Here is a 13,690-nt window from a genome sequence, read left to right on the forward strand (position 1 = left end):
CCCGTGTTTTAGCTGTTTTTGCTCCAGCGCGAGCGCGGACGATCGCCCAGGATCGCCTTCGACGACGAGCTGAGCATTTCCGGTTCGGTATTGGCGCCCAGCGATTTCAACCGCACCGCGGTGTAGTTGCCGTCGCCGAGCAGATCCAGACTGGCGGCCGGATTGCGCAGCAGCGCCTCGCGCTGCAGGAACGTCTCCGCGCCCACCACCGGCGGACTGCGCAGGCTGCACAACTCGATGTCGAGTTTCAGCCGGCTGGTGCCGGAGGTACGCCAGGGATGGCCGGGCACCAGACGGCTGACGATCGCGCTGTCGAGCTTGACCGTCACCGTTTTGTTTTCGATCGATTCGCATCGACCCACCGCGATATCAAACATGGTCTGCATCACGACCTCAGTGCGAGACATAAGTGAGCACGCTGTCGAGTCGGGCGGTGAGCAGCAGACTGCGAAGTCGCGCCTCGACGACCGGTATGTTTCCAAGCCTCGGCGAAGCGCGTAGCGAATAAACCGCGGTGCGTTTTCCAAGCAAATGCCGGTGCATCCGCTGCACCGTGACGTTCGTCGTTCCGCAGGCTTCCATCCAGATACGTCGTAGCGGCGCGGGCCCTACCGTTTGTCCGTTGGACAGCGTGAACTGGAACCACTCAACGTGATTATCCATTTTGGTTCCCACACTACAGTCGAGCCAGTATGCGCTTATAAACCCGCGGAAGTTGAATGGGGCCGCGCCGACGAAATGTCTCGCTTAATCCACATAAAGGGCGTAGGGTGGAAAGGCGACCCGGCTTCTCGCGATTCATAAGACGCTGCAACAGCGTCGCTGCCTGCACGACGGCTCACGTCACCCGAGGCCCTTTGCGATATCACACGCGTGTCATCGATCTTCGGGTCGGTGAGTTCGACTATCGCATTCGCGCGCTCAAGGATCGGCAACAGTTTTTCGATCCCGACGAAGAAGCCGAACGCGCCGGCGTTCCGCCCGCGATGTGGAGCATCTTCGGCCAGTTGTGGCCGGCCGGCGTGCATCTGGCGCGGGAAATCGCCAAGCGCGACGTGCGCGGCCTGCGCATCCTGGAAATCGGCTGCGGCCTGGCGTTGAGCAGCCTGGTGCTGCGACGCGGCGGCGCCGATGTCACCGCCACCGATCTGCACCCGCTGGCCGAACGTTTTCTGCATCACAACTGCGGCCTCAATCACGTCAGCCCGGTCGCCTATTGCCATCTGGATTGGCGCGACGACATCGACCTCACCCTGGGCAAATTCGACCTCATCGTCGGCAGCGACGTCCTGTACGAACGCACTCACGCGACCTTGCTGTCCAACGTCATCCAGCTCTACGCCGGCGCCGACGCGGAAATCCTCATCGCCGATCCCGGCCGCGGCAATTGCGGCGCCTGGACCGGCGCGATGCTGGCGAAGGGATTCACCTCCACCGAAAGCCGTTTCCCGGTCGAAGGCCGCGCCGCGCTGAGCGGGCGCTTGATGAGACTCCACCGCTGAGGCGGCGGCGCGCGTGGTCGCGACGGGGATCGGTACGAATTGCAAATCGACACGAACGCGCGGCGCCGATCGCCGCGCGTTGAGGCAGGATATCGATCCGGCCACTCAAGGCCTCAGACGCCTGCCCCGCGATGGATTTCGACCCGCAAGGCCAGTACCCCGAGCGCGCGATCAAGCACATCCGGATCGACACGCCGCCGGCGAAGGTGTGGCGCGCATTGACCGTGCCGCGCGAAGCCGTCGCATGGATGTCGGACCAACCGCTGGAGTTGATCACCGACTGGATCGTCGGCGCGCCGATCCTTATTCGCGGCATCCTGTACGGACGCCTGCGCTTCGAGAACAGCGGCCGCGTCGAAGCTTTCGAACCCGAACGCGTTCTTCAGTACAGCCACTGGAGTTCGCTGTCGCGGCGGGTCCTGCCCGATCTCGCGCACAATCACGTCGTCATCCGCCTGGAATTGCAGCCCTCGATTGCGGGCACGGATCTGCGCCTGACGCTGAGCAATCTGGCCAGCTACGCGGTGTACGGACACATCAATTACTACTGGGGAATCGCCTTGGCCGCGTTGAAGCGGCATTGCGAATCGGCGCCGGCGAACCAGGCTGCGACGCTTACCGGCGCACGTGAAACCCGCCGCCGCCAAGCAGCGCTTCGACCTCTTGCACCGACACCGGATTGAAGTCGCCGGGGATCGAATGTTTCAGACAGGCCGCGGCCAGGGCGAAGTCGAGACTGCGCGCATCGTCCATGCCGCTGCACAGGCCGTGCAGGAATCCGGCCGCGAACGCATCGCCCGCGCCGATGCGATCGACGATGCCGGCCAGCTCGCGCGGCGCGGCGTGGCCGCGCGTTCCGTCGCGATGGAACGACCACGCCGACAAGACGTGATGATCGACGTCGCGCTGTTCGCGCTGAGTGCACACCAATCGCTGCAGATGTGGGAAGGCGTCGAAGGCCCGCGTCGCGGCCTGACTCAGGCTGGCGTGGAACGGCTCAGCAACGATCTCGCCGCCCAGCGCCACGGCGATGTCGCGGTGATCGGCGAAGATCAGATCCGCCTGCGCCGTCAACTCGCGCAGGATCGAACCCGGATCGCCGTCCCATTGCTGCCACAGCTTGGCGCGGAAATTTCCGTCGAAGCACACGCGCACGCTGGCCGCGCGCGCCGCCGTCGCCGCGGCCAGCGCGGCTTGCGCGCCGGCCGCGCCCAAGGCCGGCGTCACCCCGGACAGATGCAGCCAACTCGCGCCGGCCAACGCCTTCGGCCAGTCGTAGCGGTCGGCGCCGGCGCGCGCGAACGCCGAATCGGCGCGATCGTAGAGCACGCTGCTCGGACGCTGCACCGCGCCGGTCTCGAGGAAATACAAACCCATGCGGCCCGGCGCCACATCGACCCAACGGGTATCGACACCGTGCCGGCGTAATTCGCCGATCGCCGCGTGGCCGAGCGCGTTGTCGGCGACCACGCTGAGCATCGCCGCCTCATGGCCGAAATGGGCCAGCGACACCGCGACGTTGGCTTCCGCCCCGCCGATGCACACCTCCAGCCGCGGCGATTGCAACAGACGCTCGCGGCCGGGCGCGGCCAGCCTGATCAGCAATTCGCCGAAACACAGGATTCGTTCTGCCATGCGGTTTTCTCGGGCTGGGTGGCGCCGCGCCGGTCGCGGCGCGGGCTGGGCGGGTTAGGTGACTCTCGGTGTCATGTCCTGGAGGACACGGTATCAGGTGGGGCTTGGGGCTGGGAGCGGGTTGAAGTCAAGTTGGGCGGGAATGTCTGGCGTGCAGGCGCCCTGACCTGACCGATAAAATTTATAAATATCAATTATTTAAGATTATCGCCTCGAACACTTCCGTGGGCCGAGCGAATTCTTCCTCTTCGGCTGATTGTCAATGACACCGGTTTCCTATACAACCTGTTCATCAGAAATCGCGTTCCGAAGGACCGCCCCGGCATGGACAAACACCCGCTCGACGACTCTTTCGACCCGGCGGCCGTGGCGGCGCGCCTGGTCCTGGCGCGGCGGACGGCCGAAGCGTTGCCGGTCTATCCCGGGCCGCTGCCGCGGAGCCTGGACGAGGGTTACCTCGCCCAGGACCGGGCGATCGCGCAATGGGGCAGCGAAGTGGTCGGCTGGAAAGTCGGGCGCATTCCGGAAAATTGGGAGCAGCGCCTGGGCGAAGACCGCCTGGTCGGGCCGATCTTCGCCGGGGCGGTGCAGCGCGTCGCCGACGGACAGGCCGGCCGTTTCGCGGTGATCGAGCGCGGCTTCGCCGCGGTCGAGGCCGAATTCGTGTTCGAACTGGGCCACGACGCCCCGCCCGGGCAACTGGATTTCAGCCATGCCCAGGCCGCCGCGCTGGTCGCCGCGTTGTCGATCGGCATCGAATTGGCCGGCAGTCCGCTGCCGATGATCAACGCGCTGGGCCCGCCGGTGGTGGTGTCGGATTTCGGCAACAACGCCGGCCTGATCGTCGGCCCGCGCATCGCCGCCTGGCAGGCGCTGGCCGACCACGAGCTGACCTGCGAGACCTTCATCGACGAACGCAGCGTCGGCCGCGGCGGCGCGGCCTCGATTCCCGGCGGCCTGCTCGCGGCGTTGAGCTTCGCGCTGGCGCGTTGCGCGCGGCGCGGTTATCCGCTCAAGGCCGGCATGTACGTGACCACGGGCGCGGCGACCGGCATCCACGACATTCTTGCTGGACAGCGTTCGCGCATTTCCTTCGGCCGCTGGGGCAGTCTGCATTGCGAAACGGTGCCGGCCCGCGGCATCGCGGGGACGATCGTATGAGCACACGCCGCGCATTTCTCGGCGGCCTGGGCGCCGCCGGCATCGCCGCCGCGGCGCTGTCGGCGCTGTGGGCGGGCGACGCACGCCGCCTGCTTACCGCCACCGATGTCCACGTCAAGGACTATCCGACGGTCGCGGCGATCGAATGGATCGGCCAGCAATTGCAGCAGGCCACCGGCGGCCGCCTGGGCTTGCGCATGTATCACTCCGGGCAACTGGGGCGCGAGTCGGAAGCCATCGACATGGCGCGCTTCGGCGCCATCGACATCACCCGCGTCTACAGCGGCGCGCTCAACAACGCGTTTCCGCTGACCCAAGTGCTGTCGCTGCCGTATGTGTTCGATTCGGTGGCGCATCTGCGCCGCGCCCTCGACGGCACGGTCGGCGCGCAGGTACTGCGCGGCTTCGCTTCGCGCGAACTGGTCGGCCTGGCGATCTACGACTGCGGCGCGCGTTGTTTCTACAACACGCGCAGGCCGATCCGCACGCCGGACGACATGCACGGATTGAAGTTCCGCGTGCCGTCCTCGGACATCTTCATGCGCATGATCCGCCTGCTCGGCGGCAACCCCACGCCGCTGGCCTATGGCGAAGTGTTCTCCGCGCTGCAGACGCATCTGATCGACGGCGCCGAGAACAACCTGCGCAGTTTCCACTCCAGCCGCCAGTTCGAAGCCGCGCACTACTGGTCGCAGAGCGCGCACTCCTACGCACCGGACGTGCTGCTGATGTCCCGGCGCAGTTTCGATTCCCTGCGCGCAAGCGACCGCGAGCTGCTGCTCGACCTTGCGCGCAGGTCGGTGACGGTGATGCGCCAGCGCTGGGACGAATCGGAAACCACCGCGCGCGCCGCCCTGATCGCGGCCGGCGTGCGCATGAACGACTGCGACCTGCCCGCGTTCCGCGCCGCCGTCGCGCCGCTGCTGTCCGACTACCACCGCGTGCCGGCGCTGGAAGCGCTGTACCGCGATGTCCGCTCACTGGCTTGAGGCATCGATCGTGGAAGAAACTCTCGATACGCATGAGCACGCCGCTTCGCCGGCGACCGTCGGCCTGCTCGACCGCATCGCCGGCGCCGCCATCGCCATCGCCGGGCTGGCCCTGGTCGGCATGGTCGCGGTGCAGGCGCTGCAGGTGTTCGCGCGCTACGTGCTCAACGATTCGCCGGGCTGGACCGAGCCGGTCGCGCTGATCCTGCTCAATACCGCGATGAGTTTCGGCGCCGCCGCCGGCGTGCATCACGGCGCGCATTTCGGCTTCTTCGTGCTCGTCCACGCCGCCCCACCGCCGATCCAGCGCGTGCTGCTGGCGCTGTCCAACAGCGCGATCGCGCTGATCGGCGCGGCGTTGGCGTGGTGGGGCGGCGAGTTGCTGCTGGATGGAATCGACATCCCGATGGCCGGCGCGCCGCTGCCGCAAAGCGCGGTGTACGCGCCGATGGCGATCGGCGGCGCGCTGATGGCCGTGTTCGCGCTGCAGCGGTTGTTCGCGGTGCTGGCGCCCGCCACCTCGACGATGCGGAGCGAATGATGGACGTCGCGATCCTGTTCGGTGTGTTCGCGCTCTTGCTGATGATCGGCGTGCCGGTGGCGTACGCGCTCAGCTCGGCGGCGCTGGCGACCTTGCTGTGGATCGGGTTGCCGCCGATCGTAGTGGTGCAGCAGATCGCCGCCGGCGCCGGTTCGGCCTCGCTGATCGCGATCCCGCTGTTTATCTTCGCTGGCGAAATCATGCTGCGCGGCGGCATTTCCGAGCGCTTGATCGGCCTGGCCTCGTCGCTGGTCGGGCACCTGCGCGGCGGCCTGGGCCAGGTCAGTGTGCTGTCGTCGCTGTTCTTCGGCGGCGTGTCCGGCTCGGCCATCGCCGACGTGTCGGCGATCGGCGGGGCGATGATCCCGCAGATGGCCCAGCGCGGGTTCGACCGCGATTTCGCCGTCAACGTCACCATGACCGCGGCCATGGTCGCCCTGCTGGTGCCGCCTTCGCACAATCTGATCCTGTACTCGGCCTCCGCCGGCGGCAGCATCTCGATCTCCGACCTGTTCGCCGCCGGCATTGTCCCGGCACTGCTGATGACGGTCACGCTGATGACCACGACCTGGATCATCGCCCGCCGCCGCGGCTACGTGGTCGAACCGTTCCCCGGCCTGGCCGTCGTCGCGCGCCGCTTCCTCGCCGCATTGCCCGGATTGATGCTGGTGGCGCTGATCTTCGTCGGCATCCGCGCCGGCATCTTCACCGCGGTGGAAAGCGCGGCGATCGCGGTGGTGTACGCGCTGCTGGTCACCGCGCTGGTCTATCGCAACCTGCGCTGGCGCGATTTCCTCGAAACCGTGACCGGTGCGGCGCGCACCACCGGCATGATCCTGTTCGTGATCGCCTCGGCCGCTTCGTTCGGCTGGCTGCTGGCCTATCTGCAGGTGCCGACCGCGGCGGTGGACGCGCTGACCGCCATCACCACCGACAAGAACCTGCTGTTGCTGCTGATGATCCTGATCCTGCTGGTGCTGGGCACGTTCATGGATCTGGCGCCGATGATCATCATCGGCACGCCGATCTTCCTGCCGCTGGCCAAGGCCATCGGCGTGGACCCGGTGCATTTCGGCATCATCCTGATCCTGAAGGGCGGCATCAGCCTGATCTCGCCGCCGCTGGGCTCGGTGCTGTTCGTCGGCACCGCGATCGGCAAGATCAGCATCGGCGAGGCGCTGCGCACGATCTGGCCGTTCTGGCTGTCGGCCCTGGGCGTGCTGCTGGTGGTGACGTTCGTTCCATCACTGTCGCTGTGGCTGCCGTCGCTGCTCAAGCACTGACACGCCCGCGGGGCTGAACCCGAAACCGCGTTCCATGATGCGGGCGCTGTGAACCGGCGTGGCGGGCTAGAATCCCCGCAACGCTCTTCTGGCCTGTCCGCCCATGCCGCGCAAGAAAACTGAACCCCCGGCGCCGGCCCGGGCCGCGGCGCCGCAACGCCCGGCGCCGGACAAGGCGAAGACGATCAACGACATCGCGCGCCTGGCCGAGGTGTCCAAGAAGACGGTCTCGCGGGTCATCAACCATTCGCCGCTGGTGCATCAAGAGACCCGCGAGCGGGTCGAAGCGGTGATGCGTCAGTTCAACTACACCCCCGATCCGTTCGCGCGCGGGCTGGCGTTCCGGCGTTCGTTCCTGATCGGCATGGTCTACGACAACCCGACCGCGCAGTACATCGTCAACATGCAGTACGGCGCGCTCGACGCGATCCGCGACTCGGGCTTCGAACTGGTCGTGCATCCCTGCGACAGCCGCAACCCGGGCTATATCGACGGCGTGCACCGCTTCGTCCAGCAGCAGAAGCTGCACGGAGTGATGCTGGTGCCGCGCGTGTCGGAAGATCAGGCGCTGGCCGACATGCTCGCCGACATCGGCTGCCGCTACTCGCGCATCGCCTCGGTGTCGCTGGACGAAGCCTCGCGCATGGTCATCACCCACGACCGCGACGGCGCCGCGGAAGCGGCCGATTACCTGCAATCGCTGGGCCATCGCGACATCGCGCTGATCACCGGGCCGTCCAGCTATCGCTCCGCGCACGAGCGCACCGCGGGTTTCGTCGAGGCGCTGAGCAAGCGCGGCATCGAGCTGCCGGCCGCGCGCATCGTCGAAGCCGGCTACACCTTCGAATCGGGCGTGGCGGCGGCGGAGTTGCTGCTCGCCGGCAATAAGCGGCCCAGCGCGATCTTCGCCGGCAACGACGAGATGGCCGCGGGCGTGTACAAGGTCGCGCTGCGCGCCGGCATCAGCATTCCGCAGCAGCTGTCGGTGGTCGGTTTCGACGACAGCCCGCTGGCGTCGCGCTTGTGGCCGGCGCTCAGTTCAGTGCGCTTGCCGGTGCGCGACATGGGCCGGATCGCCGCGTCGATGCTGCTGCAGTCCGAGCCCGGCGCCGCTTCGGTGGCTTCGGCCAGCGTGCGACCGCATCTGGTCGTGCGCGACTCGTGTCAGCCGCCGGCGTACTGACGTCTCGCTGAAATCCGCTGCTCGGGTCGCGACGGCCCTGCGCGACCGTCGCGGAAACCCTGGGCCACGTGTATTTCATAGACACCGGCGGCTGGCGCCCGCACCTCGGGCCGGTCGCGGAATAAATCGCACCGCGCCGCCATGACGCGCGGCATGACATTTGCGTGATAGAACAGCCATCCCTCGCCATCAGGGAGAACGAATCATGGTCCGCATATCGCTGCTGGGCATTCCGAACGACGACAACTCGTCCTTCATCCGCGGTCCGGCCGAAGCGCCGGCGCTGATCCGCCGCGAATTGCACAGCGACGCCTACAGCAGTTGGAGCGAGACCGGCGTGGATGTCGGCGCCGAAGGCCTGCTCGTGGATCACGGCGATATCCGCTTCGACGGCGCCGCCGATGCCTGGGAATTGATCGAACAGCACGTGGCGCAGGCGCTGGACGCGGGCCATCCCTTGATCAGCCTGGGCGGCGATCATGCCGTCACCCATCCGATCATGCGCGCGGTGCGCCGCCGCCACCGGCGCCTGACGATCCTGCATATCGACGCGCATCCGGATATCTACCACGCCTACCAGGGCAATCCGCGTTCGCACACTTCGCCGTTCGCGCGGATCATGGAAGAAGAACTGGCCGACCGGCTGATCCAGGTCGGGCTGCGCACGATCAACGATCACCATCGCGAGCAGTTCCAACGCTTCGGCGTGGAAGCGATCGAGGCCGGGTGCTATGCCGACAGCCTCAAGCTCAAGATCGACATGCCGGTGTATCTGTCGATGGACATCGACGCGCTGGACCCGGCCTATGCGCCGGGCGTGTCGCATCGCGAGCCGGGCGGCTTGTCGGTGCGGCAGGTGATCGATCTGATCCAACGCATCGATCAGCCGATCGTCGCGGCCGATATCGTCGAGTACAACCCGCGCCGCGACGTGTCCGAGATGACCGCGACCGTGACCGCGAAGCTGCTGAAGGAAATCGCCGGAATGATGGTGAAGACGGCGACGCCGGCCGTGTGAGCCGGCGACGCCCGCGCCGCGACATCACTTGTCGAGCAGATTGTCGGTATTGGCCGCGTTGTTGATGATGTTGGAGAACGGCAGCAGCTGATTGACGAAGCGATTCCAGCGGGTCACGCCGGCCGGTCCCACGAACACTACATCGCCCGCGCGCACCGGGAACTGGCTGGCCAGCGCATAGGACGCCGGCGACTTGGCGTTGAGGTGATAGATCATCGCCGGTTCCTTGCGCATGTCTTCCACGCCGCGGATCACGTAGACCGCTTCGCCCTTGGCGGTCAGCGGATTGAGCCCGCCGGCGCGGCCCAGCGCCTGAGTCAGGGTCATGTCGGTGGTCTTGAAGGTCAGCGCCTGCGGGCGCATGACTTCGCCGACCACATAGACTTCCTTGCGATCGTTGTACGGCATGTACAGATGATCGCCGGCCTTCAGGTAAATATCCTTCGCCACCGATTCGCCGCGATTGAGCCCGTCCAGATCCAGACGGTACTGCTTGTCGCCGCGGGTCAGCACGAATCCGGACAGATCCGCGCGGATCGGGTCCACCGTCGCCGCGCCGATCGCCTGCGCCAGGGTCAACGGCGTCGCGGTGATCGACTGGCGATCGGTCTTGACGAACGCGCCCTGCAAGGTCACGCGCTGGCTGCCGTAGTCGATGATGCTCAGATCGACCTGCGGGCTTTCGACGAAGCGCGAAATCTTGTCGGTGAGCAGCGTGCGCAGCTCTTCGATGGTCAGGCCTTCCGCGCGCACCACGCCGACATACGGATAGAACAGCGTGCCGTCCGGCCGCACCATGCGCCCGTTCGCGGCCGCCTGCTGCTGGGTGCCAGCCGGCGAGGTCAACTCCGGGTGATCCCAGATGGTGATGTACAGCGTGTCGCCGCGGCCGATGCGGTAGGAATCGGGCTGATACGCCATCAGCTCGGCCGGCAACGCGATCTGGCTGCGATGCTGCGTCGACAGATATTCCGGCGTGATCGAGACCATCTTGATATGGCCGTCGTCGGCGACGCCGCTGCGCACGAACTGGCTTGGCGAAATGTATTGGCCCGGGGCCAACATGCAGCCCGGGAGTCCGACGATGGCGGCGACAGCCAACGCGCGCGAAAACTTGCTCATGGTGTCGTCTCTAAATCGCGAACGCGGATGAGGCCGGGCGCCTGTGCGGGCCGATGCCGGACGCATGCGGACACGGCACGACTTCGCCATTGCGCGCCGCTGAATAAGGATGAGTGCCGACCGCTGACGCCGGACGAACAAGATACGGTTGGCGCATGAATCCTCAGTAGATTACGTCGTTACTGGTGCTGCCCCCGTGCAAAAAGTATAGCCAGCGCGGACCCATTCTTGTTCACGCACATGGAACCGCATCACGTTTTCCGTCATCGGATGCGTTCCGGATACAGCTCACGTTAGGCAACCGCATGCATTGGACAACATATCTTTAACGAACAAGTCCAGCCGCGCTCGCAATGCGCAATGCGTCAACGAGTGATGCGCGTCACGGCTTGAGGGATGCGTTCTCTATTCATGTTGACCCTGTAAGGTGCAGCTCTTACATTCGCGGCCGTTGCGTTCGAGCCACGCTTCGTGCGTCTCATGATGCGCGGTCGCTTACAATTTGAGGCATCGAGCGTGTGTTCAAACGAGTTTTGATGGTTTGCGTGGGCAACATCTGCCGCAGTCCGACCGCGGAAATGTTGCTGCGCCATGAGTTGCAAGGTCGGGATGTCACCGTAGAATCCGCCGGTCTTGGCGCCTTGGCGGGTCATCCGATCGACGCTACAGCACAGGCTGTGCTGGAAGGACATGGATTGAGTGGGCAATCCCATGTCGCGAGACAGATCGACCGCGCGATGATCGATGCGGCCGATCTGATACTGACGATGGAGCCATGGCAGATCGATGCCGTGCTCCGCATTTCCCCACATGCGCGAGGCAAGACCTATCTACTAGGCAAATGGCTGGACAACACCAGCATTCCGGACCCATACCGGCAATCGCGCAACGCGTTCGAACAGGCCTATCAGCTGATCAGCTCGGGGGTGAGCAGCTGGAGGGCCTATCTGTGATGCGGCCCGTTCCCTTTTTTTCAGGTTCTTTCCCCCATGTCGGCAGCCCCCACGACGCCCGGTCCGTACCAGGACAGAAGCAACGATGAGATAGACCTGGCCGCGCTGCTGGGTACGTTGCTCGACCACAAATGGCTGATCGTCGGCGTCACCTCGATCGGCTTCGTGCTCGCCGTCGCTTATGCGCTGATCGCCTCGCCGGTGTACCAGGCCAATGCGATGGTGCAGGTGGAGTCCAATGCGCCGACCCTGCCCGGCCTGACCGCGGTCACCCAGGCGCTGACCGATTCGGCGCCGCAGGCGGTAACCGAAATCGCGCTGCTGACTTCGCGCTCGGTGGTCGGCAAGGCGGTGCAGGACCTCAAGCTGGACGTGCAGATCGAACCGGTCCGCTTCGTGCTGATCGGCGGGCTGATGGCGCGCCGCTATCAGCCGACCCGCCCGGGCGACGTGGCTTCGCCGTGGCTCGGCCTCAACAGCTACGGCTGGGGCGGCGAAAGCCTGCACGTGGCGCAGCTCAGCGTCACCGACGAACTGGTCGCCACGCCGCTGACCCTGGTCGTCGGCGAGGCCGGCGCGTACCGCCTGTACGACGAAGACGACACCCAGTTGCTCAGCGGCAAGGTCGGCGAAACCGCCACCGGCGGCGGCGTCAGCCTGCAGGTCAAGGACATGGCCGCCAATCCGGGCATGCGCTTCGAGATCACTCAGCTCTCGCGCCTGGCCATCATCACCGCGCTGCAGAACAACCTGATCGCCACGGAAAAAGCGAAGGACTCCGGCATCCTGCAGCTGAGCTACCAACTCGGCGATCCGGACCTGGCCGCGCAGACGCTCGATGCGATCACCCGCCAGTACACCAGGCAGAACGTCGAACGCAATTCCGCCGAAGCCGCCAACAGCCTGAAGTTCGTCAACGGGCAATTGCCGAAGACGCGGCGCGATCTGGAAAAGGCCGAGCAAGCGCTGGCCAAGTACCAGGAGCAGGCGCACACGGTCGATATCACCCTGGACGCGCAATCGCTGCTCGATCAGATCGTGGCGCTGGACACGAGCATCTCGCAGTTGAAGATGCAGCAGGCCGAAGTCAGCCGCCGCTTCACCCCGCAACATCCGGCCTACAAGGCCTTGATGTCGCAGTTGGGCGAACTGGAATCGCGCAAGCAGCAGATCAACGACCGCATCAGCGTGCTGCCGCAGACCCAGCAGGAACTGCTGGGCCTGACCCGCGAAGTGCAAGTCACCACGCTCACCTACACCAACCTGCTCAATCAGGCGCAGCAGCTGGATATCGCCCGCGCCGGCACGGTCGGCAACGCCCGCATCGTCGACAAGTCGGTGGTGGACATCAGCCAGCCGGTCAAGCCCAAGCGCCTGCTGATCGTGATGATCGGCACCTTCGTCGCCGGCTTCCTGGCGGTGGCCTGGGTGTTCCTGCGCCAGATGCTCAGCCGCGGCGTCGAAGACGTGAAGGAGATCGAGCAGCTCGGCCTGCCGATCTACGCTTCGATTCCGATGAGCGATTTCCAGCGCGGCCACCAGAAGCTCGGCCGCAAGCTGCAGAGCAACGGCACGCGCCTGGACAAGCCGCATCTGCTCGCGCTCGACGCGCCCAACGATCTGGCGATCGAGGCCATGCGCAGCCTGCGCACCGCGCTGCACTTCGCCCGGATGGAGGCGAACAACAACATCCTGATGGTGTGCGGCGCCAGCCCCGGCGCCGGCAAGACCTTCGTGTCCACCAACCTGGCCGCGGTGATCGCGCAGGGCGGACAGCGCGTGCTGCTGATCGACGGCGACCTGCGCCGCAGCACATTGCACAAGGTGCTGGGCCAGGACCCGCACAACGGCCTGTCGGATTTGCTGATCGGCCGCATCGACGTGAAGACCGCCACCCGCGCCACCGCCATCCCCGGCCTGGACTTCATTCCGCGCGGCGAAGCGCCGCCCAATCCGTCCGAGCTGCTGATGCGTCCGAACCTGGGCGTGCTGCTGAAAATGGCTTCGCAGCAATACGACCTGGTCATCATCGATACGCCGCCGATCCTCGCGGTCACCGACGCGGCGATCATCGGCCGTCATACCGCGACCAGCATCATGGTGGTGCGCTTCGGCCTGAATCCGCCCAAGGAGCTGGCGATGGCGATTCAGCGTTTCGAACAGAACGGCATCGACCTCAAGGGCGCGGTATTCAACGCCGTCGAACGCCGTCACGACACCAACTACGCATACGGCTACGAGTACAGGGCGACGCCGGAGAAGTGACGTCGCAGGCGAACATTACGATTTCAACCGCAACCATT

At 65.8% G+C, this 13,690-nt stretch carries 14 protein-coding genes; 10 read left to right on the top strand and 4 right to left on the bottom strand.

Going from position 1 to position 13,690, the window contains the following annotated elements; all coding sequences use genetic code 11:
• Positions 1-8: 8 nt before the first annotated feature.
• Positions 9-386 carry a hypothetical protein gene (locus J7J50_RS21150; RefSeq protein WP_215059832.1) on the bottom strand — a complete coding sequence of 126 codons (378 nt, stop codon included), beginning with the start codon at positions 384-386 and terminating at the stop codon, positions 9-11.
• A 7-nt stretch (positions 387-393) separates the two neighbouring features.
• A complete protein-coding gene (locus J7J50_RS21155; protein WP_215059833.1) occupies positions 394-663 on the bottom strand; it encodes a hypothetical protein in 270 nt (89 codons plus the stop codon).
• A gap of 194 nt (positions 664-857) precedes the next feature.
• On the opposite strand from J7J50_RS21155, the gene J7J50_RS21160 reads away from it, so the two are divergent.
• Together J7J50_RS21160 and J7J50_RS21165 are read left to right on the top strand one after the other, a co-directional pair.
• Positions 858-1,502, top strand: coding sequence for an SAM-dependent methyltransferase (locus J7J50_RS21160; RefSeq protein WP_251044373.1), 645 nt, complete (start codon positions 858-860; stop codon positions 1,500-1,502).
• Between the two features lie 131 nt (positions 1,503-1,633).
• Positions 1,634-2,185 (top strand): SRPBCC domain-containing protein, encoded by a 552-nt coding sequence (locus tag J7J50_RS21165; RefSeq protein WP_215059837.1) that lies wholly within the window; start codon positions 1,634-1,636, stop codon positions 2,183-2,185.
• Here J7J50_RS21165 and J7J50_RS21170 read toward each other — a convergent pair.
• Positions 2,118-3,137, bottom strand: coding sequence for a sugar kinase (locus tag J7J50_RS21170; protein WP_215059839.1), 1,020 nt, complete (start codon positions 3,135-3,137; stop codon positions 2,118-2,120). The two genes, J7J50_RS21165 and J7J50_RS21170, sit on opposite strands and share 68 nt — an antisense overlap.
• Before the next feature lie 324 nt (positions 3,138-3,461).
• Between J7J50_RS21170 and J7J50_RS21175 the strand changes: the two genes are divergently transcribed.
• The 6 genes from J7J50_RS21175 to J7J50_RS21200 all read left to right on the top strand — a co-directional run bounded on the left by J7J50_RS21175 (position 3,462) and on the right by J7J50_RS21200 (position 9,312).
• Positions 3,462-4,298: a 2-keto-4-pentenoate hydratase gene (locus J7J50_RS21175; RefSeq protein WP_215059841.1), complete on the top strand. Its 837-nt coding sequence runs from the start codon at positions 3,462-3,464 to the stop codon at positions 4,296-4,298.
• Positions 4,295-5,287, top strand: coding sequence for a TRAP transporter substrate-binding protein (locus tag J7J50_RS21180; protein WP_215059843.1), 993 nt, complete (start codon positions 4,295-4,297; stop codon positions 5,285-5,287). The genes J7J50_RS21175 and J7J50_RS21180 overlap by 4 nt, the downstream gene beginning before the upstream one ends.
• A complete protein-coding gene (locus J7J50_RS21185; protein ID WP_215059846.1) occupies positions 5,268-5,828 on the top strand; it encodes a TRAP transporter small permease in 561 nt (186 codons plus the stop codon). The genes J7J50_RS21180 and J7J50_RS21185 overlap by 20 nt, the downstream gene beginning before the upstream one ends.
• On the top strand, positions 5,828-7,111 hold the full coding sequence (locus J7J50_RS21190; RefSeq protein WP_215063505.1) for a TRAP transporter large permease: 1,284 nt from the start codon (positions 5,828-5,830) through the stop codon (positions 7,109-7,111). The genes J7J50_RS21185 and J7J50_RS21190 overlap by 1 nt, the downstream gene beginning before the upstream one ends.
• A gap of 103 nt (positions 7,112-7,214) precedes the next feature.
• Positions 7,215-8,294, top strand: a complete 1,080-nt coding sequence (locus J7J50_RS21195) for a LacI family DNA-binding transcriptional regulator (protein WP_215063507.1) — start codon at positions 7,215-7,217, stop codon at positions 8,292-8,294.
• Positions 8,295-8,499: 205 nt separating this feature from the next.
• Complete coding sequence (locus J7J50_RS21200; protein WP_215061123.1) at positions 8,500-9,312, top strand: arginase family protein; 813 nt, start codon at positions 8,500-8,502, stop codon at positions 9,310-9,312.
• Between the two features lie 24 nt (positions 9,313-9,336).
• On the opposite strand, the gene J7J50_RS21205 is transcribed toward J7J50_RS21200, so the two are convergent.
• Positions 9,337-10,434, bottom strand: coding sequence for a polysaccharide biosynthesis/export family protein (locus J7J50_RS21205; protein WP_215061125.1), 1,098 nt, complete (start codon positions 10,432-10,434; stop codon positions 9,337-9,339).
• 536 nt (positions 10,435-10,970) lie between these two features.
• On the opposite strand from J7J50_RS21205, the gene J7J50_RS21210 reads away from it, so the two are divergent.
• Positions 10,971-11,387 (top strand): low molecular weight protein-tyrosine-phosphatase, encoded by a 417-nt coding sequence (locus tag J7J50_RS21210; protein WP_215061127.1) that lies wholly within the window; start codon positions 10,971-10,973, stop codon positions 11,385-11,387.
• 36 nt (positions 11,388-11,423) lie between these two features.
• A complete protein-coding gene (locus J7J50_RS21215; protein WP_215061135.1) occupies positions 11,424-13,652 on the top strand; it encodes a polysaccharide biosynthesis tyrosine autokinase in 2,229 nt (742 codons plus the stop codon).
• Positions 13,653-13,690 lie beyond the last annotated feature (38 nt).

Source organism: Lysobacter sp. ISL-50, assembly GCF_018612875.1.
Classification (GTDB): Bacteria; Pseudomonadota; Gammaproteobacteria; order Xanthomonadales; family Xanthomonadaceae; genus Lysobacter.

Excerpts from the sequence above, each read along its gene's own strand:
- J7J50_RS21150 (WP_215059832.1), bottom strand. The coding sequence starts at position 386 with ATGCAGACCATGTTTGATATCGCGGTGGGTCGATGCGAATCGATCGAA.
- J7J50_RS21155 (WP_215059833.1), bottom strand. The coding sequence starts at position 663 with ATGGATAATCACGTTGAGTGGTTCCAGTTCACGCTGTCCAACGGACAA.
- J7J50_RS21165 (WP_215059837.1), top strand. The coding sequence starts at position 1,634 with ATGGATTTCGACCCGCAAGGCCAGTACCCCGAGCGCGCGATCAAGCAC.
- J7J50_RS21170 (WP_215059839.1), bottom strand. The coding sequence starts at position 3,137 with ATGGCAGAACGAATCCTGTGTTTCGGCGAATTGCTGATCAGGCTGGCC.
- J7J50_RS21175 (WP_215059841.1), top strand. The coding sequence starts at position 3,462 with ATGGACAAACACCCGCTCGACGACTCTTTCGACCCGGCGGCCGTGGCG.
- J7J50_RS21180 (WP_215059843.1), top strand. The coding sequence starts at position 4,295 with ATGAGCACACGCCGCGCATTTCTCGGCGGCCTGGGCGCCGCCGGCATC.
- J7J50_RS21185 (WP_215059846.1), top strand. The coding sequence starts at position 5,268 with ATGTCCGCTCACTGGCTTGAGGCATCGATCGTGGAAGAAACTCTCGAT.
- J7J50_RS21190 (WP_215063505.1), top strand. The coding sequence starts at position 5,828 with ATGGACGTCGCGATCCTGTTCGGTGTGTTCGCGCTCTTGCTGATGATC.
- J7J50_RS21195 (WP_215063507.1), top strand. The coding sequence starts at position 7,215 with ATGCCGCGCAAGAAAACTGAACCCCCGGCGCCGGCCCGGGCCGCGGCG.
- J7J50_RS21200 (WP_215061123.1), top strand. The coding sequence starts at position 8,500 with ATGGTCCGCATATCGCTGCTGGGCATTCCGAACGACGACAACTCGTCC.
- J7J50_RS21205 (WP_215061125.1), bottom strand. The coding sequence starts at position 10,434 with ATGAGCAAGTTTTCGCGCGCGTTGGCTGTCGCCGCCATCGTCGGACTC.
- J7J50_RS21210 (WP_215061127.1), top strand. The coding sequence starts at position 10,971 with ATGGTTTGCGTGGGCAACATCTGCCGCAGTCCGACCGCGGAAATGTTG.
- J7J50_RS21215 (WP_215061135.1), top strand. The coding sequence starts at position 11,424 with ATGTCGGCAGCCCCCACGACGCCCGGTCCGTACCAGGACAGAAGCAAC.